The sequence below is a fragment of the [Clostridium] fimetarium genome, assembly GCF_900111235.1.
GTDB lineage: Bacteria > Bacillota > Clostridia > Lachnospirales > Lachnospiraceae > Clostridium_N > Clostridium_N fimetarium.
On the sequence record NZ_FOJI01000010.1, the window covers coordinates 172,586 to 199,525 of the forward strand.

The 26,940-nt window shown below is 35.6% G+C and carries 15 protein-coding genes; all 15 read right to left on the bottom strand.

Translation table 11 applies throughout. The features are described 5' to 3' along the window. Window positions 1-62: 62 nt before the first annotated feature. The 15 genes from BMY18_RS13550 to BMY18_RS13620 all read right to left on the bottom strand — a co-directional run bounded on the left by BMY18_RS13550 (window position 63) and on the right by BMY18_RS13620 (window position 26,835). Entirely contained in the window at window positions 63-9,368 is a 9,306-nt protein-coding gene (locus BMY18_RS13550) for an InlB B-repeat-containing protein (RefSeq protein ID WP_170841411.1), read from the bottom strand. Window positions 9,369-9,605: 237 nt separating this feature from the next. Continuing rightward, on the bottom strand, window positions 9,606-10,895 hold the full coding sequence (locus BMY18_RS13555) for a sensor histidine kinase (RefSeq protein ID WP_092454918.1): 1,290 nt from the start codon (window positions 10,893-10,895) through the stop codon (window positions 9,606-9,608). Then, window positions 10,892-11,632: a LytR/AlgR family response regulator transcription factor gene (locus tag BMY18_RS13560; RefSeq protein WP_092454921.1), complete on the bottom strand. Its 741-nt coding sequence runs from the start codon at window positions 11,630-11,632 to the stop codon at window positions 10,892-10,894. The genes BMY18_RS13555 and BMY18_RS13560 overlap by 4 nt, the downstream gene beginning before the upstream one ends. 824 nt (window positions 11,633-12,456) lie before the next feature. After that, window positions 12,457-14,562, bottom strand: coding sequence for an ABC transporter permease (locus BMY18_RS13565; RefSeq protein ID WP_092454924.1), 2,106 nt, complete (start codon window positions 14,560-14,562; stop codon window positions 12,457-12,459). 24 nt (window positions 14,563-14,586) lie between these two features. Beyond that, the gene (locus BMY18_RS13570; protein WP_092454926.1) at window positions 14,587-15,486 is read right to left on the bottom strand and encodes an ABC transporter ATP-binding protein; all 900 of its coding nucleotides are present in this window, start codon (window positions 15,484-15,486) and stop codon (window positions 14,587-14,589) included. Further along, a complete protein-coding gene (locus BMY18_RS13575) occupies window positions 15,479-15,871 on the bottom strand; it encodes a GntR family transcriptional regulator (RefSeq protein ID WP_092454928.1) in 393 nt (130 codons plus the stop codon). Before BMY18_RS13575 ends, BMY18_RS13570 begins: the two co-directional genes overlap by 8 nt. A gap of 361 nt (window positions 15,872-16,232) precedes the next feature. Further along, on the bottom strand, window positions 16,233-17,447 hold the full coding sequence (locus BMY18_RS13580; protein WP_092454930.1) for a DUF2812 domain-containing protein: 1,215 nt from the start codon (window positions 17,445-17,447) through the stop codon (window positions 16,233-16,235). A gap of 268 nt (window positions 17,448-17,715) precedes the next feature. Continuing rightward, window positions 17,716-19,353: a peptide ABC transporter substrate-binding protein gene (locus BMY18_RS13585; protein ID WP_092454932.1), complete on the bottom strand. Its 1,638-nt coding sequence runs from the start codon at window positions 19,351-19,353 to the stop codon at window positions 17,716-17,718. Window positions 19,354-19,436: 83 nt separating this feature from the next. After that, entirely contained in the window at window positions 19,437-20,414 is a 978-nt protein-coding gene (locus tag BMY18_RS13590; RefSeq protein WP_170841412.1) for an ABC transporter ATP-binding protein, read from the bottom strand. Continuing rightward, window positions 20,414-21,415 carry an ABC transporter ATP-binding protein gene (locus BMY18_RS13595; protein WP_092454937.1) on the bottom strand — a complete coding sequence of 334 codons (1,002 nt, stop codon included), beginning with the start codon at window positions 21,413-21,415 and terminating at the stop codon, window positions 20,414-20,416. The genes BMY18_RS13590 and BMY18_RS13595 overlap by 1 nt, the downstream gene beginning before the upstream one ends. A gap of 17 nt (window positions 21,416-21,432) precedes the next feature. Further along, the gene (locus BMY18_RS13600; protein ID WP_092454939.1) at window positions 21,433-22,476 is read right to left on the bottom strand and encodes an ABC transporter permease; all 1,044 of its coding nucleotides are present in this window, start codon (window positions 22,474-22,476) and stop codon (window positions 21,433-21,435) included. Between the two features lie 13 nt (window positions 22,477-22,489). Next, window positions 22,490-23,407, bottom strand: coding sequence for an ABC transporter permease (locus tag BMY18_RS13605; protein ID WP_092454941.1), 918 nt, complete (start codon window positions 23,405-23,407; stop codon window positions 22,490-22,492). 404 nt (window positions 23,408-23,811) lie between these two features. Then, the gene (locus BMY18_RS13610) at window positions 23,812-24,477 is read right to left on the bottom strand and encodes a DUF6320 domain-containing protein (RefSeq protein ID WP_092454944.1); all 666 of its coding nucleotides are present in this window, start codon (window positions 24,475-24,477) and stop codon (window positions 23,812-23,814) included. Window positions 24,478-24,551: 74 nt separating this feature from the next. Continuing rightward, a complete protein-coding gene (locus tag BMY18_RS13615) occupies window positions 24,552-25,811 on the bottom strand; it encodes a hypothetical protein (RefSeq protein WP_092454947.1) in 1,260 nt (419 codons plus the stop codon). A gap of 112 nt (window positions 25,812-25,923) precedes the next feature. Beyond that, window positions 25,924-26,835 carry an alpha/beta hydrolase gene (locus tag BMY18_RS13620; protein ID WP_092454949.1) on the bottom strand — a complete coding sequence of 304 codons (912 nt, stop codon included), beginning with the start codon at window positions 26,833-26,835 and terminating at the stop codon, window positions 25,924-25,926. Window positions 26,836-26,940: the final 105 nt, after the last annotated feature.

Sequence of the window (26,940 nt, forward strand, 5' to 3'; positions counted from 1 at the left end):
TCCTTATAATTACAGTCCCTGACCAAATCGGGCAGGGACTGAGATATTTGTTTTCGCGCGAATTAATTGCACATATCTTTAATGTTAGCGCTGTTATGGATAGTTATACCACTTGTTGTAGGTGTACTGCAACCATTGTTTGTAACTGTACCTTCAAAGTAAAGCACATTTGTTCCAAGACCACCCACAAGCGTAAACGCTGAACCAGATAACGGAGTGGTGATAGAAACATTATCTGCACTGTTTACGATTTCATCAAATACAAGAGATACCACTACCTTGTCTCCGTTTGTAAAGGTCGTGCTTGCCATAGGTGCCACTGCTACAAGACTAGGTTCTTTTACATCCTTAGGGCAGACCGACAAACTTGCACTGTCAAACCACCATGAGGAATTTTGTGTGGCGCTATTATATGCGCCTACCGTAATTCCACAGGTTTCACTCATATCATATAGAACATAGGCACCTGTGTCTTGCCCACTTGCCCACAAAACACTATTGATAGAAACGCCATTGCTTGTTCCACTTGCAGCAATAGAGCCTGCATTTCCTGCTAGCTGAACGGAATAGTTATCTGTATTGTTTTGATCCGCTGTAATTCCGTAAACCAAAGCGCATTTCGTATTGGTCGGTAGATTCGGAACATTTGTACCTTTGTTACTACTGAAAGATACATTACCTACAATGGTATTGAAAAGGACAAAGCGATACATACGCCATCCATCATCTTTACCTGTAAAGTTGACAAGCTTCACTTTCATACCGGAAGCTGTCTGCTCGATATAACCCTGTAAATTGCTGCTGAATGCACTATTATTCAAAACTGGACTGCTCAGCCCAATAGAAACTGTTCCAGCATAACTTCCACCCGCATTTTCGTAAATCTGCTGGTTTTTGGAGTTAACTGATGCAATCTGACGATAATCATTCAAATATGTAGCATCAATCGTATAATTACTATTCTTCGCCATTGTTCTTGTAGCACGAATACCACTATCAAGCTTACCGCCTCCATCTACCTTATATATATCAAAGAAGTAGACGCGATCAGCATTTGAGTAACTAGTAGCAATACTACTACCGTATTGGCTCGTAACGCTATACTCTGTTATCGTAATTGTTTTTGTAGTTTCGCCTTGGGCAAACGTCACGATGCCATTTGCAGAAGCGAACTGTGTCCCACTAATAGCCGAGCCATTCTGTGTTTTAAAGTAGACTATCTGCGCACCATCCGTACCGCCTGCGCGGGTAATTGTAAATGTGTTATTGCCATTATTGCTCACAGTAAAGCTACCATAGTTAATCCATTTCGCATACAAATCAACATTTCCAGTATTACCGTTCGTGATGTGGGTAACTGCTGTACCAGTAAAGGAACTGTTTGTATACCAACCAGCGAATACATCATCTACGCCCTTAGTTGGGTTTTGCAATGCAATTGTTGCCGATTCCACTGTGTAAGTTGTTGGATTGACACCATTTGTACCACCATTCAGGTTATAAGTAATTGTATACGTAATCACGGTCCACTTCGCATAGTAGGTTTTATTTTCCATACTTCCATTTGAAAGAGTTCCTACTGAAGATCCCGTGAAACTGCTGTTATCAAACCAGCCCGCAAAGATATATCCACTGCGTGTTGGGGCTTCAAATGAAATCGTTGATGATTGAATCGTATAACTATTTGGATTTCCTTTGCCACCAGTACCACCATTTAATTGGTACTGTATTGAATAGTTCACCGGCGTCCATTTTGCATAAAAGGTCTTATCCCCTGTGTTTCCGCTGCTAATTGCAACACCGGTCACTTTATTTATAAAGCTACTGTCTGTGTACCAACCATCAAAGTTGTAGGCTGTACGGGTAGGATTCGCAAGTGTAATGGCAGTTGACTCTATATTGTAGGATGATAGGTTACCATTATCATTTATTCCGCTGTTTAGGACGTAATTAATACTATATGAAATAGTCGACCATTTTGCGTAAAGGTTCTTATTTCCACTGCTTCCCATGGCTATAGATGTAATAATAGCTCCGTTGTAGGAAGCATTATCATACCAACCACCAAAGGTGTAGCCTGTTCTATTTGATGGTGCAACAACTGTAATGTCGCTTTCCACTGTATAAGTTGCACTGTTTGTGTTTCCTGCGCCGCTTAAATTACTATAGTTTATAGTATAAACAACTGCAGTCCACTTTGCATAAAATGTCTTTTCTCCTGTACTTCCATTTGCGATGGCCGTACCTTCTACCTTGTTTACAAATGTACCCTCAGTATACCAACCTTCAAATGTATAATCGCTTCTTGTTGGACTTCCAAGTGTAATATTTGCGCTTTCAATGCTGTATATCGAAGAATTATTTGCATGGTTTGTGCCACTATTTAATTCGTAATGAATGCCGTAATTCAAAGCAGTCCATTTAGCATAAAGTTGGAAGCTATTTGCTGGCATTAAATCAAATATGTATAAAGTTTCAAACGAACTGTCAGTGTACCATCCACCAAATTCATAAGCACTGCGAGTTGGAGCTGATGGAGCTGATATTGCAGCATTATAATATCGTCCTATAATCGCTAGGACGCTGCTTCCACCATTACTATTGAAGGTAATAGAATATGATTCTATTGTCCACTGTGCAAAAAGAGTCACTGTTCCATTATTTGTTGCAGTTAAATTCAGAACACTGATTCCATCGGAATAAACAACCGCGCCTTCTGAGGTCGTTGCCCATCCTACAAAGCGATAACCGGTCCTTGCAAATGTATTCAAATTCAAATTCTCATTTAAGTCATAAGCCATACCCTGGTTATTCATAGATCCTGAGGTTGCGTTATTTCCATTAAAAGCAATCGCATATTCATTCGCTGTCCAACGGGCATACAGTCTTTGGCCTGCTATAATGGAAACCTGATCAGTCTCTACTATTTTATTGCCTCCGCTTATCGCTGTATACCATCCGCTGAAGGTATAACCAGTACGTGAAACTTCAGGTAATATTCCATAAGTACTGTCATAAGTAACTGATTTGCTGTCATCTGCAAGTACATCACCACCATTTACATCAAGGGTAACTGTATAGGTGTTTGCTGTCCAATGCGCAAAAAGAGTTTGGTCATTCGTGATTACAACTGTTGTATTTGCTACAATATTGCTACCGTCACTTTTTGTTGTGTACCATCCTCCAAATGTGTAGCCTGTACGTGTAGGATCTGGCAACTCCCCATAAGTGCTGTCATAAGTAACTACTTTGCTGTTATTAGAAAGCACGCCACCATTCACATCAAAGGTAACTGTATAAGTGTTTGCTGTCCAAATTGCAGCGTATGACACATTACTTGCAGGCATAGAACTTGCAACGGTTCCCCATCCACCAAATGTATAACCAATCTTTTCAGGTGAAACTGGATCTGTAATCTTTGCACCGTAAGTTACTGTGCTAACAATATTTTGACTTCCGTTATCCGGTATAAATGTAAGTGTATAAGGATTGCGGTTGTAGTAGATTTCAACTACCGTACTGCCATCGCCATTGATTACCAGTTGTGAAAAGCTTTGCGCTGTAAATCCACTATAAATCTTAACTACTGCATTTGTATTTGCGTCTGTTACACCATTAAGTGATTGTGCATCTTCCAAGATCTGTGTATATTCATTATCCTCTACATTCTGCTGATAATGCTTCACTACATATTTTGTATTAGTACCTACTACCCACTGCGCATAAAGCTTATGGGCCAAATTAATTCTCATAATTGTATTTCCATCAACCTCATTACCACCAAGTGCGATCGTATACCAACCGTTCATTGCATATCCTGCACGAATAGGAGTAGATTCAGGTAATACATAATTACTACCATAAGTCTGACTGATCGCCTCTGAATTTTCAGTGCCATCGTTATAGGCAAATGTAACAACATGTTTTTTGCCTTCCCAAATTGCACTGTAAGAGATATTATTTGCTGGCATCGTAAGGGCAATTGCGCCCCATCCCTTAAAGTCATAACCGAATTTTGTAGGATTTGTTGCAGGTACAATAATTGATTCTTTGTACTTTAAAGTCTCTGATTTAAATGTATCACTATCAGACATCCAAGTAACAGTATAGCTGTTTCTGCTGTATCGTATTTCAACTACTGTTGAACCATCAGCTGCTATGGCTGATTGGGTTACTGTTCCAACTATAAATCCTGTGTAAACCTTCGCAACGGCTGCTGTGTTTGCATTTGTAGTACCATATTTGATTTCAGTGGACTCTACAATATAAGAACCATCCAATTCCTCATTCAGGTATTTTACTGTATACGCGGTATTAGTTGCCGCTGTCCATTGTGCGGAATATGTCAGGCCATTTGTAGGCATGATCGCACCTTCGCCAAATCCGTTCCATGTGTAGAAATTATATCCTGTCTTTATAGGATTCACTACAGGTGGAGTGATGGTTTCACCATATTTAAAATCAGTACTTGAATAAGTGGTTTCATCCGTTTTCCAGGTAACTGTATATCTGTTTCTGCTATATCTAATTTCAACCACTGTTGAACCATCAGCTGCTATTTTTGTCTGTACAAATATATTTGAGGTAAATCCCTCATAATTTTTTGCAGCTGCTGTAGTATTTGCATCTGTTATGCCAGTCTTATTCTCTGTTTCCACAAGTAATCCTGATGCTGGATAAGTACCATCTAAGGATTGGCGGATATGATGTATAACGTAGGCTGTATCTGTTTTTGATGCCCATTGTGCAGTGTATATCATGTCAACATTTGACATATTGACTGCAAGCGTGCTATCCCAACCATTAAAGCTATATCCAGTTTTTGTAAGACCTGTTGGTGCGGTAACTGTCGCCGCATATTTCATTAAAGAAACGATATCTTCTTTTCCGTTATTTTGTTTAAATGTCAAACTATGATTTTCTCTTTGATAATAGAGCTTAATCACGAGTTTTCCGTCTCCAGAAATGGTAGCTGTGGTTGCTACTTCACTGCCAACTTTCCCCTCTTTAAAAGAAATTCCACCTGTAACAAGCAAATCTTTCTTAATCAAATCACTCAGTATTACAGAGGTATCGGTTGTACCTGCTAAATTGTCCATGTCTTGGAGCATGAAACTACCATTTGTCTGTTCTACATAATGTTCAACTTGATATGTGGTGTCTACTTTAGGAATCAACTTACCATATATTATAATATCTGATGCAGGCATTATTGCATTTCCAAAAACAAATGGAGTTGTACGCAAGATATCCTTATACCATCCAGAGAATGTATAGCCTACTCTGCTTGGAATTGCTGGTTCTCCTATCACCGCTTCATAACGATAATCCACTGAATCATTCACACCATTTTCTACCTGCGTATTCGCTTTGTAGGAGTTACGGAGGTAATAAAGTTTCACCACGAGCTTTCCATCTTTGGAAATCGTAGCGGTCTGTGTCAGTTTTCCTTTTACACTCCCCTGCTGATACATAATACCCTCAGCTGAGACTTTTAGATTATTTAATGTGATTATTGTATTTGTTTCACCAGAACGATATTCTGCTGTTTGTAAAGTATAACTATCCTCATTGGTGTTTTGTATGTAATGTTCAATCAGATATGGAGTATCTTTTCCTGCTGCCCACTGGGCTGTGTAAACAAGATTTTTTGCAAGCATTGCTTCCGCAACCGCCAAATTCCAACCTGTAAACTCGTAACCAATCGCTGTAAGCTTTGGAACTGTTATGTTAGCTCCATATTTTAAGTTGTAAACCCAGTCACTTTGACCATTTTCAATATTCTGTTCAAAAGTAAGGGTATAGCTGTTTCGACTATAATAGTATTTCTGTACAGCACTTCCATCTGGCAATATTGTAAGATCATACAGTGATGGTGCCGTAAAGCCTTCATAAGATTTTGTTGCAGGCTTTACCTTACTGTCTGTCTTTCCTTGTAAACTATCTGTGTCAACCAACGTATAGATGTTGTTGTTTAAATTTTGCTGATAATGTTCAACTGTATACTTCGTATCGCTACGTGGATTCCATTTTGCAAAAACTTCCACATCACTATCCGGCATTGTTGCAGGAATTGAATATGCTTGGGTCAATGCAGCATCACGATACCAACCGCCAAAATCATAACCCGTTTTATTAGGATTTGTCGGTGGGATGATTTCTGCATTAAAACTTTTCATAATTGTTGGCACGGCACTACCGCCATTAGAATTAAATACAATCGCATAGCCGTCATTGTAATTATCCCAATACAAATCTATGGTACGTTGGATTGGCTCTGAAGTAAAGGCAAGAGGCGCATTAATCCATGTAATTACCATTTGTCCCACTTCAACCTGATCTCCATCTGGTACCATTTTCATGATATTAGATGCTGTATCATAGGAGAATGCACTATTCGTAATCTCAATATTGAAACATTTTTCGTCATCGTAGCTTTTTTCATCCACATCTCCGGTCTTCAAATCCAGATAGCTCATTTTAAAATAATCATCCGGAACTACTGCGGTTCGAAGATGTTTCTTAAGCGCAATCTCTGGGTCGTCATCCTCTAGCTCTGCGAAAGCCTGCACATTTTCCCTTGACCCTGCCGACCAAAGCGGCCATTCATTTTCATAAAGGGTTGGATTATAGGAGAAGGTACCACTAAATGCCTGGGCTTCAAACTTGATTTCCAAATATATTCCAAGCTCAAAGAGCAATGCACCAGACCATTTGCTATGTTTTCCTGTGGAAGCAGTATAGCTCAATTCGTAATAGAAATATCCCCACACTCTTACATAGGCTCCAACTTCCGCCGAAATACCCACGCTGGCAAGCTTAGTTGAGAATACGCCCACCTTAAACTCGAATTTTACTCCGGCTCTAAGTCCCATTGTGCCCATTACGTAGAAGGTAAATTCATAATGCTCCTCTACCAAATCAATGGTTTCATTGGTACAAGTTTTACCAAAAACGCCAATGGAATAGTTATAACGCTTAGCGTTCTCATAGTAAAAGTCACATCCGATGGTGATATTCATATTTGCAGTTACAACAAATTTAAAATCGATTTCGTAAGCTATAACACCGAATGGTCCAATATTTCCACTCTTAGAAAAAATCTCCTTGCTAAACAATTCAACCCAGTCACTCTCATTTTCAAGCATTGCCGCATATTTATCACATAGGCCGTCGGTAACCGTGTCTTCACCATCGCCCACATATTTATCCTTTGCGTCTATCAGTGCCTTGAGCTGTTTTGCAATATTTTGTCCGACATCAGAAGTATCAAATTCATACTCCTCACTCTTTTCTTTAGTGGCAATAGTTGCTTCTATGCTAATCCCTGTATAATCATATAAATCTATCGTTGCATTTAACTGATATTCATCAATATATGGGAAAATTCCCCACCACTTCCATATAGCTGCGCCACTACAGTTCGTTGCGATTCGAACTTCCTGTTCAAAATATCCAGTAATTGCGATTACAATTTCACTTTCTTCGCCCGTACTGATTTTTATTTCAACTACCACCTTCAAGGTACAGCGTAAGCCAGATAATCCTTCAAAGTGTTTCAAATCGGTGCTTATCGTCGCTTTTAATTCTGTAAGTTCAACTTCTACCTTTTTTCCATCCATAAGTTGAACTTGATCTTTAGTCAAAGGTGTCCCGTCAGAAAGTTCAATATTATAGCTATCTAAATCAAAATCCCCATCCATTTGTGTAAATGCATCGGTCTCAAGGGTAAGTGCTGCAAGATATTTTGCGGCTTCCTCAGCAAATCCGCTAGTACTAGCCTGTTGTTCAATATCAGCCTCAAGAGATTCCTTGGACACTCCTTCTAAAAGGGTATCTCCGTTCACGCCCTCTGTGTCATAAACATCCATTGTAGCAACGACTTCATCGATGGTTGCGTCCACATAGGTAATAATGATGTTTTCTCCCTCATTACGGACAGTTGAAATCTTACTGTAGGTTGCACTTCCTGTAGGAGAATCGAATTGACCAGAATAAAAGACAATATAATCTCCAACATCAATGGTAGTCTTTTCATCTAAACCTACAGATGCGTATGCACCATTTGAAAAATCCATACTTGATTTCACTACAGTTACAGAGTGGTTATTCTGATCCCCGTCCATATCTGCAGTATTGTTGATTGGGAAAACATCGGGAGTAAAGAGAATCTCCTCTGCTTCAGCATTCTTATAGTTGTAAGTAGTGCCGTTAACCTCAGTAACTTTTATATAGGCAACTTCTCCCTCACTACTCGTATCATTTAATCCACGCAAATCAGGACGAAGGCCTTTATAAATGGCGATATTATTTCCGATTGCAAGAGCTGCTTTATCATATGTAAATGTTCCACTTTTGTAATCGATGGTTCCAAGGTCAGTTGTTGCCAAAGGAATAGAAAGGGAAGAAACCCCTTCTCCATCCAATGTCATATTTGATACGTCCTCAGTCGCTATGTAGATGATACTATCATTTAGTCCTAGATTTAGGACCTCCGCCTTTGCCGTTGTGAAATTATAATCCCTAACTGAAGTTCCAAACCCTTCATAACTCAAACTTTCATCATCTAGGCTAAACTTGTATGTAGCACCGGACTCGAACTTTCCACCTTTTGCTGAAACGGTAAAAAATCCGTTGCTACCGGTAACTTCAATGAAGTCAGTTTGTTTTGGATTCGTTACATTCTTTGTAATCAAAGCTAATTTTACCTGCTCGGCACTCATTCCCGCAGGTGCAAATACAACAAAGGAAAAACTTGTTGCCTGATCTAGCATAGTCGCAAAACGTGGTGTTTCCAACTCTGCAAGTGATGCTGCCTCAGCATACTTGGCGTATAGCGTAATATCGCTCTTTATTTGATCATTATGTGATACTCTATTTTTCAAAGCTACGTCATAATACCATCCCATAAATATAGTACCTGATTTATAAGGTATTGGTAGGTCTTCAAGTTTAGTTTCGCCGCGCACCAATCTATCTTCAATAGTCGATCCACCATTAGATTCAAATCTAAGGGTAAAGGTTAGAGATGACAACCGTATAGAGTTATCCGGGGTACCTAAATTGTTTGATCCACCCACATTGTCCAACTGTCTCAAATCATTTGAAATACTGGCATCATCCGATAATGCCGAATTATTTGAGGGGTTAGAATTATCATCTTTACTATCTTTGTCGTCTTTGTCGTCTTTATTTTCCTTATCAACCTGTACGGTATTGTCCTTTTGCGTATTAGCAGGAAGAGAATTATCTTTCCAAGGTTTTACGATCATAACCGCCACCGACACAGATACTACAATACATATTGAAATAGCGGCATACAGCATCCATTTTTTCATGCCCATAATCTTTAACATTAATTTTTTCATTCGCAAATTCTCCTCATATTTATCACAACTTTCGGCCAGCAAGAAATGCTCATATCCACCAATTTTTCTATATTTAAATGATAGTCTTCGTATCATCAATATCAACACTCTTTTGCACATCTAAATAGTCATTAAAATATTAACATAACATACCAAAAAACGAGCCTTTATACTTAAAAGACTCGTTTCTACACTTAAAAACATATTTTTTTCATTATTAATACTTGACATGATATTTTAAATAAGAACTCGAACTCGGAACACTCCGTTTTCAGAAGTGTATCGAAGCTGTGCACCATGCTTATGGGCAAAACCAATAACACTTTTAATACCAAGACCGTGATCTTTTTCAAAGCTGGTAGGATATCCATTACTATCATATGTAAGTTCACCTACATATGGATTTTCTATTTCAAAAACTAACTGACCATTACAAAAAAATGTGAAATTTATATATCGTTCCTTATCGTTTGAAATCATTTTACAGGCATGAATTGCATTTTCGAGTAGGTTTCCAATTACAATAGAAAGTTCAAGAACATCTACCGTAATCGTATCGGGAATATCAAGTTGTGCCTTGAATAGGATATTTTCATTATGTGCGGCGGCAGCATAATATGAAATAGCAGCGTTGACTGTTGTATTTTCACAATAGCGTTTCACTGTCACACAAGGTGCACTTGCGGTTTGTTCTAAGCGGACAACTGCCTCGTCAATTTCGCCTTGACGTAGCAACTCGAGCAGGGTGTTGTCTCTATGGCGGCGATCATGGGAATCGATACGATTTTTACGATCTGCTTCACCTATCACTTGTAAAAGATCTTGCATGGAGTTCATCTGAACTCGTAGCAAATCTTCACGGGTTTGAGCCTGTATCTTTTCTTCTTTTAAAGTATATTCTTTGGTCAATATCTTAAGTGCCAAAAATATTGTAATATAGGTGACAATCATAAGAAATATCATAAGTAACAGAGCTGTTTTATTTGTATTCATTGCTCTTTCAATATCTCCACCAGAAATTAGAAGATAGCTCATATTTATAAAAAATGCGAACACCGTGAGAATAAATGTGCTCCAATGACTTACGGCTTGTCTGTAAAACGGTTTAACATATCGGTGGAATATGACAATTAATACAGCAAACAATATAAATCTAATTGCAGTATTTGTATAAAGAGGATAGGGCAATAGTCTTCTGCATAGATAACTCAATACTACAATCGCCATGAAAGCATTTGACATTGTTATAAAATTAAATATCCATTGCATTAAGGTATCTTTGAATAGTGGTTTACTTGCCAAACAAATAAGCGCAATTAGCACCATTTGAAACTTTGTTAGTGTTGTGAAATCTTTTTGTAGATAATAATAACTACTACAAATGCAACTCACAATCAATATCGCTACAAATAACCATACCAATTTTTTGTTTTTGTATTTGGGTTGTGCTAATGTGAATAAGAAAAGTAGCATCATAACATCTGAAACTACCGATCTCAAAATATGAGGAAAAAGATATGTTATCATTTCTTACTCCCCCGTTTCTTTAACAAATAGTCCAAGTAGGAATCACTTGTCTGTGTGTAACGCTTCTGAGCAATCGGCACAACAGCACCGCCTTGCATATAAAAAGCATCCTTAGTCATCCGTTCTACGCGACTCATATTGATTACATAGGATGTATGGGGTTGAATAAACCGATAATCCTCAAACAACGGTGCTACAATATCCGCAAAAGGTTCACGCATGGTAACTGTGATTATATATTCAGCTTTTGTTGTGGTATACCTTACCGTATGTTTTATGTATTCACAGCAGACGATGTCAGCGTGATTTAGTGCGCGAATCCCATCTGAGGTCTTTATTCTTAATACTTTTTGAATATTCTCAGTAACTTTCGATAATGCGAGTGACATTGTATCAAAAATCAGATCTTTTGAAATCGGCTTTATCAAATAATTTAAAGGATTGGAAGAAAAGGATTCTAGTGCGAACTGCGGTTCTGTAGTAACGTAAATAATTTGCGCTTCTATATCGCTCTTGCGTATTTCACGCCCGAGCTGAATGCCATTTAACATTGGCATTACAATATCAAGTATGTAAACATGAAAACGCTCAGTTTCAAGAGCTGTCAGTAATTGGTCTGGATGTGAAAACCAGCACACTTGCATATCAACATTATATGCTTTTATATATTCCTCAATCAAATCCGAAGTGAGCGTAAGCTGATCAGCCATATCGTCACAAATCGCAACAGAAATCATTTTATCTCTCCAATACATATTTTTTACATTTTATTGTATCAAAGATTTCACTAATTTAGAAGATATATTTGTAAAAATAAGAATAATAAAAAAAATTATACTGTTTTGTAATTATTTCACCATTTTCAGTGAAACTATAACGATCTATTCCACGTAGACTTTTAGCAATATTCGCTATATAAATAATAGAATCTTTTATATGCGACTGAGCATCTGCTATTGAGGGGATTCTTCCCATACAACCTTTATAACACGCCATTCAGCTTCTGATATTTTGCAATTATTTTCTTCCCATGATACGCCTTCATTCCTACAAGTGTAGTCTATTAAATATATACTACACTTGTAGGAAATAAATGTCAATAATTTATTTTTTTTCTAAATTACCCATAATAAAAAAGCCATAAACATATACACTAATAATTATAAAATAGAATGGTACAATGTTGAATTGTGTTATTTCAACATTGTACCATTCATTTTATAATCCATATATCACATATTGAATCCACACATCTTAATATTGACAGTGATTTTGAGTATCTGCAATTGCCCTTATAATAGCCGTATTACGCTACACCCCTATAATCGCCTTTAATTCATAAAGTAAATCGCCAGTTATTATGTTTTTCATATTTCTATAGTATAATTGACCATTATCAATAAATATACAACCTACATATATGATTGGCTCCTCGTGAATTGTAATACTGCCCCCGCCCAATATTGGCTTTGTTGGCAAGTCAGCGTAAATATAATATACTCTGCTGTCATTAAAATCTTCACTACTATAAGTTACTTTACCAAATTCATTTTCTAGTTACCTATTGCATATTCTGTAACTCTTCATAACTTGTATTATCTATATAAGTATATATAGAATAGTATTTATCGCTATTACTATCGTCTATTAATCTTATATCTAATTTGACAAAAGTCTGACCATCTTTTTTAAGAGAATCCATTTTTGTCAAATAGTTTTTGTTTAATGCATTATACACTTTTTCTACTTGTTTTCTATTATCAACAACTCCACTTTTATTTGTCACATAAATACCCTCTGAAGATTTTGTCAAATCAGTATTATAACTTTGAATATTAATATTGTACGTACTAAGATTTGTATCTATTATATTTTTTATATCCACCATTAAGTTTAGAGCCTCACCTGTATTGTTAGTATAGTTAATGTATTTTAACAAAGCTTTTGGCGTATAACTAGTAAGCGGTAGAGTAGTGTTAGTTGATTTATCATTTACATTGTAAACCCAATATAAACTTATGCCATTATTTTTTGCATAAAGCAATGAATACCATAGATTATAGTCCATGCTTTTCAACTCTTCTTTTAATGTATTATATATGTCTTCATTTTCTTTTACCGTTAAATCATTGCCAAATGACATCAGGTTTTTATTATACTCAGGAAGATTCAAATAGAAATCTTTTATATCTTCACTTGACAATAATAACTTACTATATTTTTCATAGGTTTCTATGTCAAGATAGAGTCTACGATATTTCACAGTAAATCCAGTTTTAAAACCAACCGTGATATATTTTGGATTCATATCATAAGATGTTCCTTCTACTGCAACCGATTTATTATTGTTACTAGAATAGTTACTAGATGGATAGGAAGTTTTCTCATACTCAATATTTTTTGATAGATTCTCTACTAACAAATTAATCAATTCTTCGTTGACTATCTTTTTCCCATTCATTCCATATTCAAAATAATCAAAATCACGATTTGTTGAAGTATTGCTTACAACAATATATTTCACATCAGAAGCTGAGGGATTAAAATTGATTTGACTTTTATATACTCCGTTTAATAAAAGCATTATCAATATATTTATAAGAAACAATAAACCAACTGAAGGAATTGAATGTACCACATTCTTAATCTTTTTTGTAGAAATCAATTCATATAATAACATTACAATTACGGCTATGATATAAAACACAATAATATAAAACAAATCCGAATTATCTAATTTTGTTTTTCCAATCATAATACTAAATATATATTGTATAGGTATCATACAGATAGGAATTGCAATACCAAGCCTTATTATACATTGCAATATTTTATTAGCCGATGGATTTCCAGCTGTTTCACTTTTTCTTTTAATAAATAAAAATCTTCCAACTGCTATATAGATTATGGCTAGTACCGCAGTATAAATCACACTGCTCAATTGATAAATATTTGAATCTGAAGATCTAAATATTTTACTGAGACTATTAAAAATCAGATTATAATTATAATCCAATAGTGGTAGTATCTTAGTTGGAACGAGCATATCTAGATTTGATGTCACGATACTTATCGCAATTATAGTAATTAACCTAGGCAAGAATAGAATTAATCCAGTGACAACAATATTTGTAAATATCGTTCCTGTAATCGCACAGGCTATAGAGATTGTAGCTGCAACCAACATGCAACAAAGGAAAATTGATATTGAATATCTAATCAAATTAACATAGGAAAACACAAAATATTTTGAAAGGATACCATAAGTAAGCCCAGTAACCAAAGCAGTACCAAAGGTAACGATAAATATCCAGGTTGTAAGCGCAGCAAAATAGGTGTTATAGAGACAGCCCCTTTTTTGTGGAAAACTGTGAAAATAATCACATGCATTTCTCTTGGTTAAAAATGAAAATGTAAAAATTGTTAAAATAGGTGTAAATACTGTAAATATTAAATACATTATTATACTTGCTTGTGTAGTTGTAATTACTATACGGTAAGTTTTAACGCTATAATTGTACTGCTCCAAATTAATTGCATCTCCAATTGGAATTAGTACCGCCATAATTGCTAAAATACCCAAACAAATAAAGCCAATCAGTCTTGATTGTTTTAACACATCTAAATATAGTTTTATATTGATTATATTATTAATTTTGCTTTTCATGATTTAAACCTCCCTCATTCCTCATCATTTTAATATATCGTCAAAATTATAGCCCAAGGCATCCATCTCGTAAGTAAATACTTCCTCTAATGTGAGCGGAAGAACCTCTAATATAATTGGATTAAGTTCTTCGAGTATTTTTACAGTTGCTTCTCGACTTCCCTTAACTATCATATTCGTTACACTACCAATTTTTTTGATATTGTGTACATCAATGCCTTTGAAAAGTTCCTCTGTATAATCATAATTAAAAGCGACCTGAATTTTAAACTGGCTGGTTTTTAAATTATAAATATCACTTTCAAGAACTAATCCACCCTTATGAAGGAGTGCTAATTGATCACAAATATCCTCCAATTCTCTAAGTGAATGAGATGTGATGATACATGTAACCTTACTTTCAATGACATCTTTGCAGATAAGGCTTTTTACCAAATTCCTCATTACCGGATCAAGACCGTCAAATGTTTCATCAAAAAACATATAGTCTGGCCTGCAAGACAGCGCCAGAATAATAGCAGCCTGACGTTTCATACCTTTTGAAAAGGTTCCTAATGATTTTTTAGGGTTTAATCCAAACGCATTTGTCAGAAAATGATATCTTTCATTATCGAAATTTTCGTAAATTGCTTTGTAGAAGTCAGCCATCCGATTCATATTAGCACCTTGTAAAAAATACAATTCATCAGGCACATATGTCATCTTAGACTTTACTTCTGGGTTTTCATAGACAGGTTGATCATCAATTAAAATCGTGCCTTTGTCTGGTCGATAAACTCCTGTGATTAACCTTAAGAAAGTAGATTTACCAGCTCCATTAGAACCTACCATTCCATAAATACACCCCTTTGGTATGGTACAGCTTACATCTGTTAGTGCAGTAAATCCATCAAAATCCTTTTTTAAATTATTCGTTTTAATCATTTTCTTTCCCCTTCCCCACTTTTTCTAAAAATACCTTGTTAATAGATTCTACTATTTCCTCTTTTGTGATACCTGCAAGGGCTAATTTCTTCACAATATTCGATAATTCATCTAATTGGTCGCCTTGTAAGTTACGTAAATTTTCTTTTGCCTCTTTCGCAATAAAACTTCCCCTTCCCGGAACAGTATCTATAATCCCTGTTCTATCCAATTCCGAATAAGCCTTTTGAATTGTGTTAGGATTAATTGATAGTTGAATGGAAAGGTTTCTTACCGAGGGGATTTGATCACCAACCTTTAAGATGCCTTTCAAAACAAAGGTTTCCAGTTGTTCAATTATCTGTTCATATATTGGTACTCTGGACATTAAATCAATCGCAATCATTGTGTTAGTCCTCCTTATTGCAAATGTTAACAGTGTACTGTACTTAGTGTACTGTACTTAGTGTACTGTACTTAGTGTACTAATGTTATTAATACAGTTGTCATTATTAATTTACTTTTTATTTTTCATTTTGTCAAGTTAATAATAATTATTTCTGATTGATTTAATAATAATTTATTACATTATTTTGTCTGATAATTATTATTACATTATTTTGATTAAATGATAAAAATAATAAAAGGATGTTCCCAAAACCTATGGTTCTGAATGCATCCTAAAAATTTCTGTTATTAAATTTTAATAAGACTTTATTTGACAAAATTTGTTTTAATATAACTTGTGACTTACTTATTAATATTTATTATATACTATCAGCAAAAATCCGTACCCATTCTTCCACTGGCATCATATTATTATTAGAATTCTGAATGAAAGTGACACGAATAACGGTATTACCTTTCTGTAAAATTACCGTTGGCGAAAATGTACTGTAGCCAATCGCATAGTCAACATTCAATTCAGGTAATGTAAAAGATTCATAATATTTAAATTTGGATAACTTATCTTGTCTCCACATTTCATGAGCTAATTCATTTGCAACCCAAGGAGAAATGGTCTTATAATAGTCTACGATTATTCCACCATCAATAAATCGACCATCTCTAGATTGAAAGTTAGCAGATTCAAACAGATGAATATACGTTGGCGCAAGCCAATCTGATTTTACTTCAATTGTATTGTCAAACCTATTATCAACCCTAACAAATTCACCTCCCGGTGCAAAATTTTCCATTGTTGCAAAAGGAATGGTATCAGAGTAATCAGTTAACTGTTGAACTTTGGTATCATCCATGTCCAGACTCCAGACATGAATAAGGCAACCAACATATGCAAAAATCGAAATAGTACATACGATTTTTCTAAGATAATAGGCAAGTGCACTTATTTTCCAATTCTTTCTGTGCTCAAGAGACTGCCCCTTATGCATCTTTCTTTGTAGTTTTCTTAATTGAATTAACCTTACAATAGAATCACATAAAGCCCACATGATTAATAAAGTCCCCCAGAGCAAAAGCCAAGTCCCAATCTCAATAGCACAGAGGAATACACTTCCGTAACTTATAATTAGAGGATATATAATCAGAAATAATATCGATGAAATAAAGCTATTGCGCATTTTTTTTCGTATCTTAATTAACACAATAGCCTGTGCTTCCGTATCAATATTTAGCTCTCTGACCTCAGTATTTTCAGAATAAAAGATATTGAACTGTTTACGAGTAGTCAGATACTTCCACCCACAACTTTCTCTTAATTCTACTGCTTCATCACTAGGTTCTCCACTATTATCGTCCCACATACTCGTTATTTTGCAAACAACTTCCAACCGGTATAAAAAAGTGCAAGGCTCACGCTTTTCAAATATAGCAAAACCAGAAAAGAAACCATTTTTACTAAGAACAAACCCCTTTTCTGCCATACTGCCAAGCCAGCTCTCCGTGCCTTCTATATCATAATACGGACACGGTGCTAAACGATAAACAAGCTTCGGATCTCTCTGATTGTCATATCTCATAAATCACTCTCCTTTGGTTTTCCACCTTAAGGTTTATAATTAATTAACGCTCTAGTATCTTCCAAATATATCCTATCATAAATTGTACTCCACCGGAAGCAATAATTATCATGCTTCAAATTTATTTTATATTTTAAAATTTAATTTAATTTAATAATTATATTTGTTGATTATCTTCATTTTGAGAACTAAAAAGGCAACCGAAAATAATTAAATTCTCGATTGCCTCTTCATTTTATTTATAATATATATAGATTTTCTCTAAATGTTATTGAGTAATATCTGCATACTGGAAGTACCAGTAACCATAAGGTGAATGCCAAGAGCCTGTAATCTTAGGACTCTGAAGATAGAATTCATTATAGTATGCAACTGGAATAACTGCTGCATCTGACATCATAAGATCTTCCGCTTGATGTAGGTATCCAGAACGAGTCTTTGCATCTACCTCATTAGCAGCTTTTTTCATCAATGTATCATAAGCAGGATTATTGTACTTTGCATTGTTGTTTCCGTTTGTACTAACCATAAGGTCAAGCATGTTAGAAGCATCATTGTAGTCGAATAACCAACCGTCACGGCTTGCCTCATAATTGCCTGCACGACGCATAGGCGTAAATGATGCCCATTCAACAACATCAACATTTACTGTAACGCCAAGTTTTTTCCATGCTTCCTGAAGATACTGTGCAACTACCTTGTGGTAACTAGCATCATTAATAGAATATGTGATAGCAGGGAGACCCTTACCATCAGGATATCCAGCTTCTGTAAGAAGTTGTTTTGCTTTTGCAAGATTTGCTTCATAAGTAGTATTATCAATATAAGGTTTGCCACCGTTTGCATTCTTCATGAAACTACTTCCATCCCAGTCAGCAACACCTGTACCAATAAAGTTAGTAGCAGGTGAAAATGTACCCTGCATTAAAGTATTCGCTACATAGCTTCTATCAACCGCTAAGCTTAGAGCCTGACGTACTTTTGAATTAGAAAACTGAGGAAGAGAATCATTCAAATCGATATAATATGTTCCTAACAAAGGATCAATATGAAAATCTGGATTAGTCTTCAATGTTGGAACTTCAGCTGTAGGAACATCCTTTACCATCATAGCTTCACCAGTTTGATAAGCGCCATAAGAAGCATTCGCATCTTCCATTAAAAGAAGTTTAATAGAATCAAGTTTAATAGAGTCTTTCGCATAATAATTTTGATTTTTCTCAAATAAGATATAAGAGCTTGGAACCCATTCTTTAATAATAAATGGACCATTGCCTATATATGCTTCTGGACTTGTAGCCCATGAATCGCCGTTCTTTTCAATCGTTGCCTTATTTACTGGACTCAATGTAGCAAATGCAGCAAGTTTATCGAAATAAGCACAAGGACTAGCAAGTGTAACTACAAATGTTGAATCATCAGGTGCAGCAACTCCAAGTGAATCTACATTTCCTTTTGCTACATCAGCAAAACCTTTTACCATACCAAGAACAGTCTCAGCATATGGTGCAGCGGTTTTAGGATCAGCAACACGTTTCCAGCTGTATACAAAATCATTCGCTGTTAAAGCGGATCCATCTGACCACTTTAAGTCTTTACGTAAGTGAAATGTCCAAGTAAGACCGTCAGCACTTACATCATAAGATTCAGCAGCACCTGGGATGATTTTATTGTCTTTGTCTACACTTAATAGACATTCAAATGTAAATAGAATCATATTACCACCGTCTACAGCACTATTTAAGGCTGGATCAATGGTTTCTGGATTGGGACCTATTTCTGCTACAAGCTGTTTTGCTTGGTTTGAGCTATCATTGTTAGAATTACTACTACTGCCACACGCAGCAAGAACTACTGTAGATAACATAACAAGCGCTAGTACAATTGATAATTTTTTCTTTTTCATAATTTACTCCTTTTTTTTAAAAATATATATTCAAATCACCGTATAAATGTTTTACACGAAAAGTTGACCACAATTAAATGCTTTTACTTCACCTTATCAAGATTATGACAAGCCACAAAATGATTAGAAGAAACTTCTTTCCACTCTGGTACTTCTATCGTACATTGTTCGGTTGCATATGCACAACGCGTACGGAATCGACATCCAGATGGTGGAGATACGGGACTCGGTAAATCTCCCGTAAGTATAATACGTTTCGAACTACGAGCAATCTTTGGATCTGCTACTGGAATTGCAGATACTAAACTACGTGTGTATGGATGAAGACTATTGGTAGTAAGCTCCTTGCTATCCGCAAGCTCCACTAACTTTCCTAGATACATTACACCAATACGATTGGCTATATGCTTCACAACGCTCAAATTATGAGAAATAAACAAATAGGTCAATCCCATGTTCTCCTGAAGTGATTCAAACATATTAACAACCTGTGCTTGAATAGAAACATCGAGTGCTGAGATAGGTTCATCACATACAATAAATTCAGGACTTACGGCTAGTGCACGGGCAATGCCGACACGCTGACGTTGTCCACCAGAAAATTCATGAGGATATCGGTTTGCATGTTCTGTGTTAAGTCCTACCAGACTAAGTAGTTCAACGATGCGATCACGACGTACTTTTTTATTGGACGCAAGCTTATGAATATCAATCGCTTCGCCTACAATATCTCCTACTGTCATACGCGGATTCAGACTGGCATAAGGATCTTGAAAAACAATCTGCATTTTTCTTCTATAAGGAAGCATTTTTTCATGCGTAATATCTTTTCCATCATAAATAATTTTTCCTCCGGTTGGCTCATATAAACGAAGTATTGTTCGTCCTATCGTAGTTTTACCACAACCAGATTCACCAACAAGTCCAAAGGTTTCTCCCTTGTTAATATAGAAAGAAACATCATCTACTGCTTGGACAACTCTTTTTTCAAAGAATTTTCCACCTGCTATTGGAAAATACTGTTGCAGGTGTTCTATTTCAACCAGTTTTTTGGGTTCCATTATAGCTGTTCCTCCCTATTTTCGAATTTTACTTTATCCAATAACCAACATGCACTGTAATGCTCTCCTCCAAGATGAGTGTACTCAGGCATGGTTTTTAAACATATTTTCATACATGAACGGCAACGTGGTGCAAATGGACATCCCAGCGGAGGATTTAACATATCAACAGGTTGGCCTTCAATTGGCATCAACTTTTGATGTTCGTCTTCGTTAAGATTTGGAACGCTTAGTAATAATCCCTTCGTATACTCGTGAGAAGGTCGATAAAAGATATCGTCGGTTGTCCCACTTTCTACTATTTTTCCAGCATACATTACAGAAATTCGATCGCATATTCCTGCTACAACTCCTAAATCATGCGTTATAAGGATTGTTGCCATTCCAAATTTTGTCTTAAGTTCTGCAAGTAGCTCCAATATTTGTGCCTGAATAGTCACATCTAAAGCAGTAGTTGGTTCATCGGCAATCAGAAGTTTTGGCTCACATGCAAGAGCCATGGCAATCATTACACGTTGGCGCATTCCACCCGAAAGTTCATGTGGATACTGTTTCAAACGCTTAACTGGTTCATTAATACCCACCAACTGTAATAACTCTGTAGCACGTTCATGTGCCTGCTTTTTATTTTTACCTGTATGAAGAAGAATTGCCTCCATAATTTGATTTCCGACTGTAAATACTGGATTAAGGCTTGTCATAGGATCCTGAAATATAATAGAAACCTCGTTTCCACGTATTTTACGCATTTCACGTTCTTTCATCTCATTAATATGGTGGCCATTAAAATAAAGATCTCCACCAATTAATCGGCCAGGACTTTCTATCAGACCCATTAGGCTGTATGCAGTTACGGATTTTCCCGAACCACTTTCTCCTACGATTCCAAGTACCTCTCCCTCACGAACAAATAAGGAAACATCATTCAGTGCCTTAACCTCACCAGCTGGAGTGAAAAAAGAGAGTTTTTCATTTTGTATATCTACTAAATAATCATTCATTTAATTTACTCCTCTCTTTATCTTTTCATTTTAGGGTCGAATGCATCTCGTAAACCATCTCCAAATAAGTTAAAGCTAAGAATTATAAGACTTATCATGATAGATGGTGCTATAAGCAAATATGGATAAGTATTCAAACCATTAATTGCATCGCTTGCCAAAGAACCAAGAGATGGTAATGGGATTGCAACACCTAGACCTAAAAAGCTAAGAAAGCTTTCTGTAAATATGGCTGCCGGTATCTGCAAAGTTGTAGTAACAATCAGTGTACCGATACAGTTTGTAAGTATATGCTTACGAATAATTCGTCCACTAGAAGCACCTAACGCCCTAGCAGCTGTAACATATTCACTTTGCTTTAAAGTAAGCACTTGACTTCTAACAATACGAGCCATGCTTACCCAGTACAGTAAAGCAAATACCAAGAAAATACTAATAAGATTCGAACCAATAAGATTCATCCATTGAAATCCTGGTTGCGCCGAGAGGTTATCAATTGGTGCCTTGATTGCAAAGGATATTAAGACTATTAACAAAATATCTGGAATCGTAGAAACAATATCAGCAAAACGCATCATAATAAGATCAATCCATCCACCAAAGAAACCTGATACAGCTCCATAAATCGAACCAATTAACAAAACAAGTGCAGATGCAATTAATCCAACAAGTAATGAGATACGACTTCCAAGCATCAACCGTACTGCATAATCTCGCCCTAGGTTATCTGTTCCCAAAATGTGTGGGAAAACTTTTTCTCCTGACGCAATACGGGTATTCTCCTGTACAGAATACTTCATTGGTTTCAAATACTCAGAGCCTTGAATCTGCTGGCTATATTTATATGGATAAAAAGTTGGAATGATAAACGCAAATACCATTATAAACACTATAATTACTATACTCACCATTGCCACTTTATTTTTACATAATCGTTGTAATGCATCTTTCCAAAAGCTAACACTTGGACGTGACTGCACAAGACTTTCCTTTTCCTCATCAGTAGCAGGCAAAAAATCATTTATGTTTAATTGAAAACTTAATTTCTTATCTATCTTCATTTATAGCTCCTCCCTAATCCAGTTTTATACGTGGATCAATTATCATATAAACGATATCAACCAATGTATTCATAATGATAACAAGTGTAGCTAAGAAAATTGTAGTTCCCATTATTACAGTATAATCACGTTGGCCAACGGAGCTTATAAATTGACCTCCCAAACCAGGAATAACAAATATTTTTTCTACGATAAAGCTACCGGTTAAAGTATACGCCAATAGTGGTCCAACATACGCAACTACAGGCAAGATAGCATTACGTAAGGCATGCTTGAATAAAGATACAACTTGTGACACACCTTTTGCTTTTGCTGTACGTATATAATCCTGACCAATTACGTCTAACATAGACGCACGCATTAATCTTGTTATATATGCGATTGGATAAGCAGCTAGTGCAAAAACTGGTAGAATATAATGAACCGGTGTGGTCAATCCAAAAGTTGGTAACCATCTTAAATTCACACCAAATATATACATTCCCACAGTACAAAGGACAAAGCTTGGTACTGCAATTCCACCCGTAGCAATTACAACAACAGCATTGTCTATCCATGTACCTCTCTTTACAGCGGCCACACACCCGAGCGGAATACCAACAAATAAAGCAACCAGTATTGAAATACCACCTAACTTTGCGGAAACTGGGAATTTACTAAACATAATAGTGGAAACATTACGTCCACGTTGTTTTAAGCTGGGGCCAAAATCTCCATGAGCTGCGTTTACCATATAATTTATATACTGCTCACCCAATGGTTTGTCCAAACCGAATTTTTCTTTTAAAGCATTTTGTGCTTGTTCACTTATATTTTTTTCAGCAACGAATGGACCACCAGGTACCAGATTCATCATGAAAAATGTTATAGTAGCAACCAAAAAAATTGTAATGATTGCAGCACCCACTCTTTTTATAATGTACTTGATCATAAAACAACCTACTTTCATTTATAATTTTGACTTTAAATAGATACGCAAAAATACTTGCGAGGTATATTTAGTCTAATTTTATGCGCACAATAATGTTCAAGACTTCTTTGTCTTGAACATTATAAATTACTATATATTAATTTTTCTTAATATTATTTCTCTTTATTGTATTAAAGTTACTTTTTTTTGTCTATGGGAATAAATGGGTAATCTCCTAAATTTTACCATATGGCCAAATCCCGTCATGCTAATCTATAAAAGAATAACTTCAGTAATTTTGTTCTTACAAGACACGTAGTCTGATTTTAATTTTAAACACAAAAAGTCCCCAGCAATAACTGGGGAAGCTCTTTATTTTGTTTTATTATTATATTATTTCTTTCACTAATACGCTTTAGGATACTCTACATATGAAATTTCTTAACCAACTCCTGAACCACCTGATCCCACCGAAATATAGTTAGTCCAGCTAATAATACCATTGCAAATCCACTACAAATTATCGACGGTATGATAAATTTTGAAATATTTAATTGGACAAGTAATATTGGAGTCAACCCAAAGACACAATTCATAAGCAAATAAATCATATAATCGGACGGCTGAAGTTTTTTCACAAATGTAATAATTACATTAATTATCAATGAAAGAAATATCAAAATTGGCCATGCATAATCCACTGACCATCCCTCCCAACCAATAAACACATCACATATTCCTACTCCAAATCCAATAATAATCATCTGCCCTATCGTATTCTTTAAAAGATTCTTCCATTTTGACTTGCCCCATATTAGTACGATCCAAACTAAACAGGTTCCGCCTATCACATATATAAACCATTTACCTTTACTTGGAATGATATTATTTACCAAAAAAGAAAATATAAAAGCCAAAACACAGCAAAATGTTAGCATAGAGAAAAATGATATCTGACGTTTTTTAAGTACTGGTATATCCGGAAAAATAGAATCTTCTTTACCTCCCACCCCACTTAATCCACCATGGCATAAAGGACAGCTTTTATGATCTGCCCGAATTGTTATTTTACATTTTTCACAGTAAAGCATAAAGTATCTCCTCTCTTCCTCACGAATTAATTCACAAATTAATCCACTATTAATTTCTTACTTAAATATTGTTTCTATTGTGGATCCCGTGCACTAATTTCCACCTCAAGACCTAATCCAGATAATATTCTAAAGAAGTTGCGTTGTACATTCGTACTTTCATAGACCGATGTAAAATTTAACACAAGCTGATCATTAAATGAACACATGCAAAGTTGCATTTTCGGTGTGCTAATAAATATATCGAACAATTCGATATATGGTGAACATTCCTCAGGCATTTCAACTTTTCCAATATTAGAAAATATTGCTGTAACTGCATATCGTTTAACCTTACTTCCCATCTTCATGCCAAAATTTTTAATTTCTAGTGGAAGCAACCTAGCCAAAATATTTTCCTCTAACTTTACGAAATCATTCACTCTAACTGCCAATCGCTCTGTTGTTAGTTCCTTCTTGAAAAATTCACTTACATAGCTAATTATTTCAGGTAATTCTTTACCCCGGACTCCAAAATCATATCCAACATTTATCCAGCCAAAAAAATTACTGGCCGAGGCAGATGGAAAATAATTACGGAGGTTTACCGGCACCATAAGTGTTGCCGTTTTTTGTTTATGTCTTGGTCCTATTTCTTTTTCAATTGCTGCTAAATAAATTGCTGTTAACAACACTGTCATAGTCGTATTATATTCCCTAGAGATCTTTAAGACCTCAGAAACCGATAGTTTTCCTTCAATGATGCCCATATTACCTACATCTAGTTTTCTTCCGCCAAGTTGAAACGATCTATATTTTGGTATTTTAATCGTTTTATCTACTTTCTTGTAATACTTTTTAAAACTGTCCTCTTCTTTTTCTGTGTACGTTGCATCATAGCTATAAATCGGTTCATTCACTTCGTCTGGGTGTACCAATTTTAGATAATAATGAACCAGTGTTTTTAAAAACTGAAGGGCTCCCGTACCATCCGTTAAGGCATGAAATACTTCAAAATTAATTCTCTTTTTATAGTATGTGACCCGAAACAACAGATTTCTTTGATCGCGGACATAAATACCACTACATGGTGGCATATTCTCTTCTGTCACTAAAGGTCTTATATCTCGTTCCTCCATATAATTCCAAAAGAATCCTTTTCGAATAACACAAAGAAACATAGGAAAAATTTTGATTGATTCATCTAGCGCTACTTGCAAAATGAGTGGGTCAACCTCTTCCTTTAATTCACACACAAAACGGAATACTCTTTCATCCCTTTTGTCACTTACCGCAGGAAATATTTTAGCCGCATTGTCTAATTGTCTCCATTTTGAATTTCTATTTCTTATCATCTTAATTTCCTCTTCAAAATCCATCTAGTTATTCATTTTGCTTTAATTAAATATTCAATCTAGATATTAATTTCCCATTAATATAATAAGAAATCTAGATATTCGTTTCTTGTTATTTTAAAAATTCATTCATATATTTATATAACTGCTTTACATGAAAATATCTGGTTGATAAAGCAAAGAACCCATGTAACGCATCAGAAATTCTATGTATCTCAACCTCATTACCAGCTTCACTTAGTTTTTTGCCGTAAGCTTCACCTTCATCCCTTAGCGGATCAAACTCAGCTGTTATGATTAAGGTCTTCGGCTGATTAGAAAAATCCTTTGTTAGGATAGGTGAAAAATACGGACTTTGCAGATCTTCATCACAACTTTTATACATATCCACATAGTCTATCATATTTTTTCTTGTTAGTAGATAATCCATACCATTTTCAATGACAGAACGGTATGGTGTTTCATCAGAAAAGTCACTATTTACACATGGATAAATCAGGATCTGGCGTTTTGGCATAAACTCACCTCTGTCTCTTGCTAGAAGTGATAATGCCGCCGCTAGATTTCCGCCAGCACTGTCTCCTACTAATGTAATATTTTCTGGTTTAATATTCAAATCATTATTAAGAAATATTGCTTTTGCGACGGCATAGCAATCCTCTAATGCTGTTGGAAATTTGTATTCAGGCGCTAGTCTATAATCAACAGAAACAACTACATGATTTGTCTTATCCGCCAGATTCTTGCAGATTCTGTTATAAGTCTCTACGCTTTCCGACACCCAACCACCACCATGAAGGAAAAGAATAACAGGAATATCTTCCACACGCTTATGCTTCTTTGTTCTGTAAATCCGAACTGGTACCAGATAATCACCATTATATATTTTCTTATCGGAGGTATCATAGAATTTTTTAAATGGGTCAATTGTCTTTATGTTCATAAGCTTTCTATAATGCTCCAAATCTTGATTTGAATAAGACAATGCTTTCATTGCGAGCTTCATCGCTTTATTAATAGCCATAATATTTAGTCCCTCGTATTATATAGTTATAGCTTTTCTTTACCTTTTCTTAGGTATGAGCTATTCTGTTTAAGATACTGTGGATTAGTTATTTCTCCCTACCAT

Coding starts and splice junctions, on each gene's coding strand:
- BMY18_RS13550 (WP_170841411.1), bottom strand. CDS start 9,368: ATGAAAAAATTAATGTTAAAGATTATGGGCATGAAAAAATGGATGCTG.
- BMY18_RS13555 (WP_092454918.1), bottom strand. CDS start 10,895: ATGATAACATATCTTTTTCCTCATATTTTGAGATCGGTAGTTTCAGAT.
- BMY18_RS13560 (WP_092454921.1), bottom strand. CDS start 11,632: ATGATTTCTGTTGCGATTTGTGACGATATGGCTGATCAGCTTACGCTC.
- BMY18_RS13565 (WP_092454924.1), bottom strand. CDS start 14,562: ATGAAAAGCAAAATTAATAATATAATCAATATAAAACTATATTTAGAT.
- BMY18_RS13570 (WP_092454926.1), bottom strand. CDS start 15,486: ATGATTAAAACGAATAATTTAAAAAAGGATTTTGATGGATTTACTGCA.
- BMY18_RS13575 (WP_092454928.1), bottom strand. CDS start 15,871: ATGATTGCGATTGATTTAATGTCCAGAGTACCAATATATGAACAGATA.
- BMY18_RS13580 (WP_092454930.1), bottom strand. CDS start 17,447: ATGAGATATGACAATCAGAGAGATCCGAAGCTTGTTTATCGTTTAGCA.
- BMY18_RS13585 (WP_092454932.1), bottom strand. CDS start 19,353: ATGAAAAAGAAAAAATTATCAATTGTACTAGCGCTTGTTATGTTATCT.
- BMY18_RS13590 (WP_170841412.1), bottom strand. CDS start 20,414: ATGGAACCCAAAAAACTGGTTGAAATAGAACACCTGCAACAGTATTTT.
- BMY18_RS13595 (WP_092454937.1), bottom strand. CDS start 21,415: ATGAATGATTATTTAGTAGATATACAAAATGAAAAACTCTCTTTTTTC.
- BMY18_RS13600 (WP_092454939.1), bottom strand. CDS start 22,476: ATGAAGATAGATAAGAAATTAAGTTTTCAATTAAACATAAATGATTTT.
- BMY18_RS13605 (WP_092454941.1), bottom strand. CDS start 23,407: ATGATCAAGTACATTATAAAAAGAGTGGGTGCTGCAATCATTACAATT.
- BMY18_RS13610 (WP_092454944.1), bottom strand. CDS start 24,477: ATGCTTTACTGTGAAAAATGTAAAATAACAATTCGGGCAGATCATAAA.
- BMY18_RS13615 (WP_092454947.1), bottom strand. CDS start 25,811: ATGATAAGAAATAGAAATTCAAAATGGAGACAATTAGACAATGCGGCT.
- BMY18_RS13620 (WP_092454949.1), bottom strand. CDS start 26,835: ATGGCTATTAATAAAGCGATGAAGCTCGCAATGAAAGCATTGTCTTAT.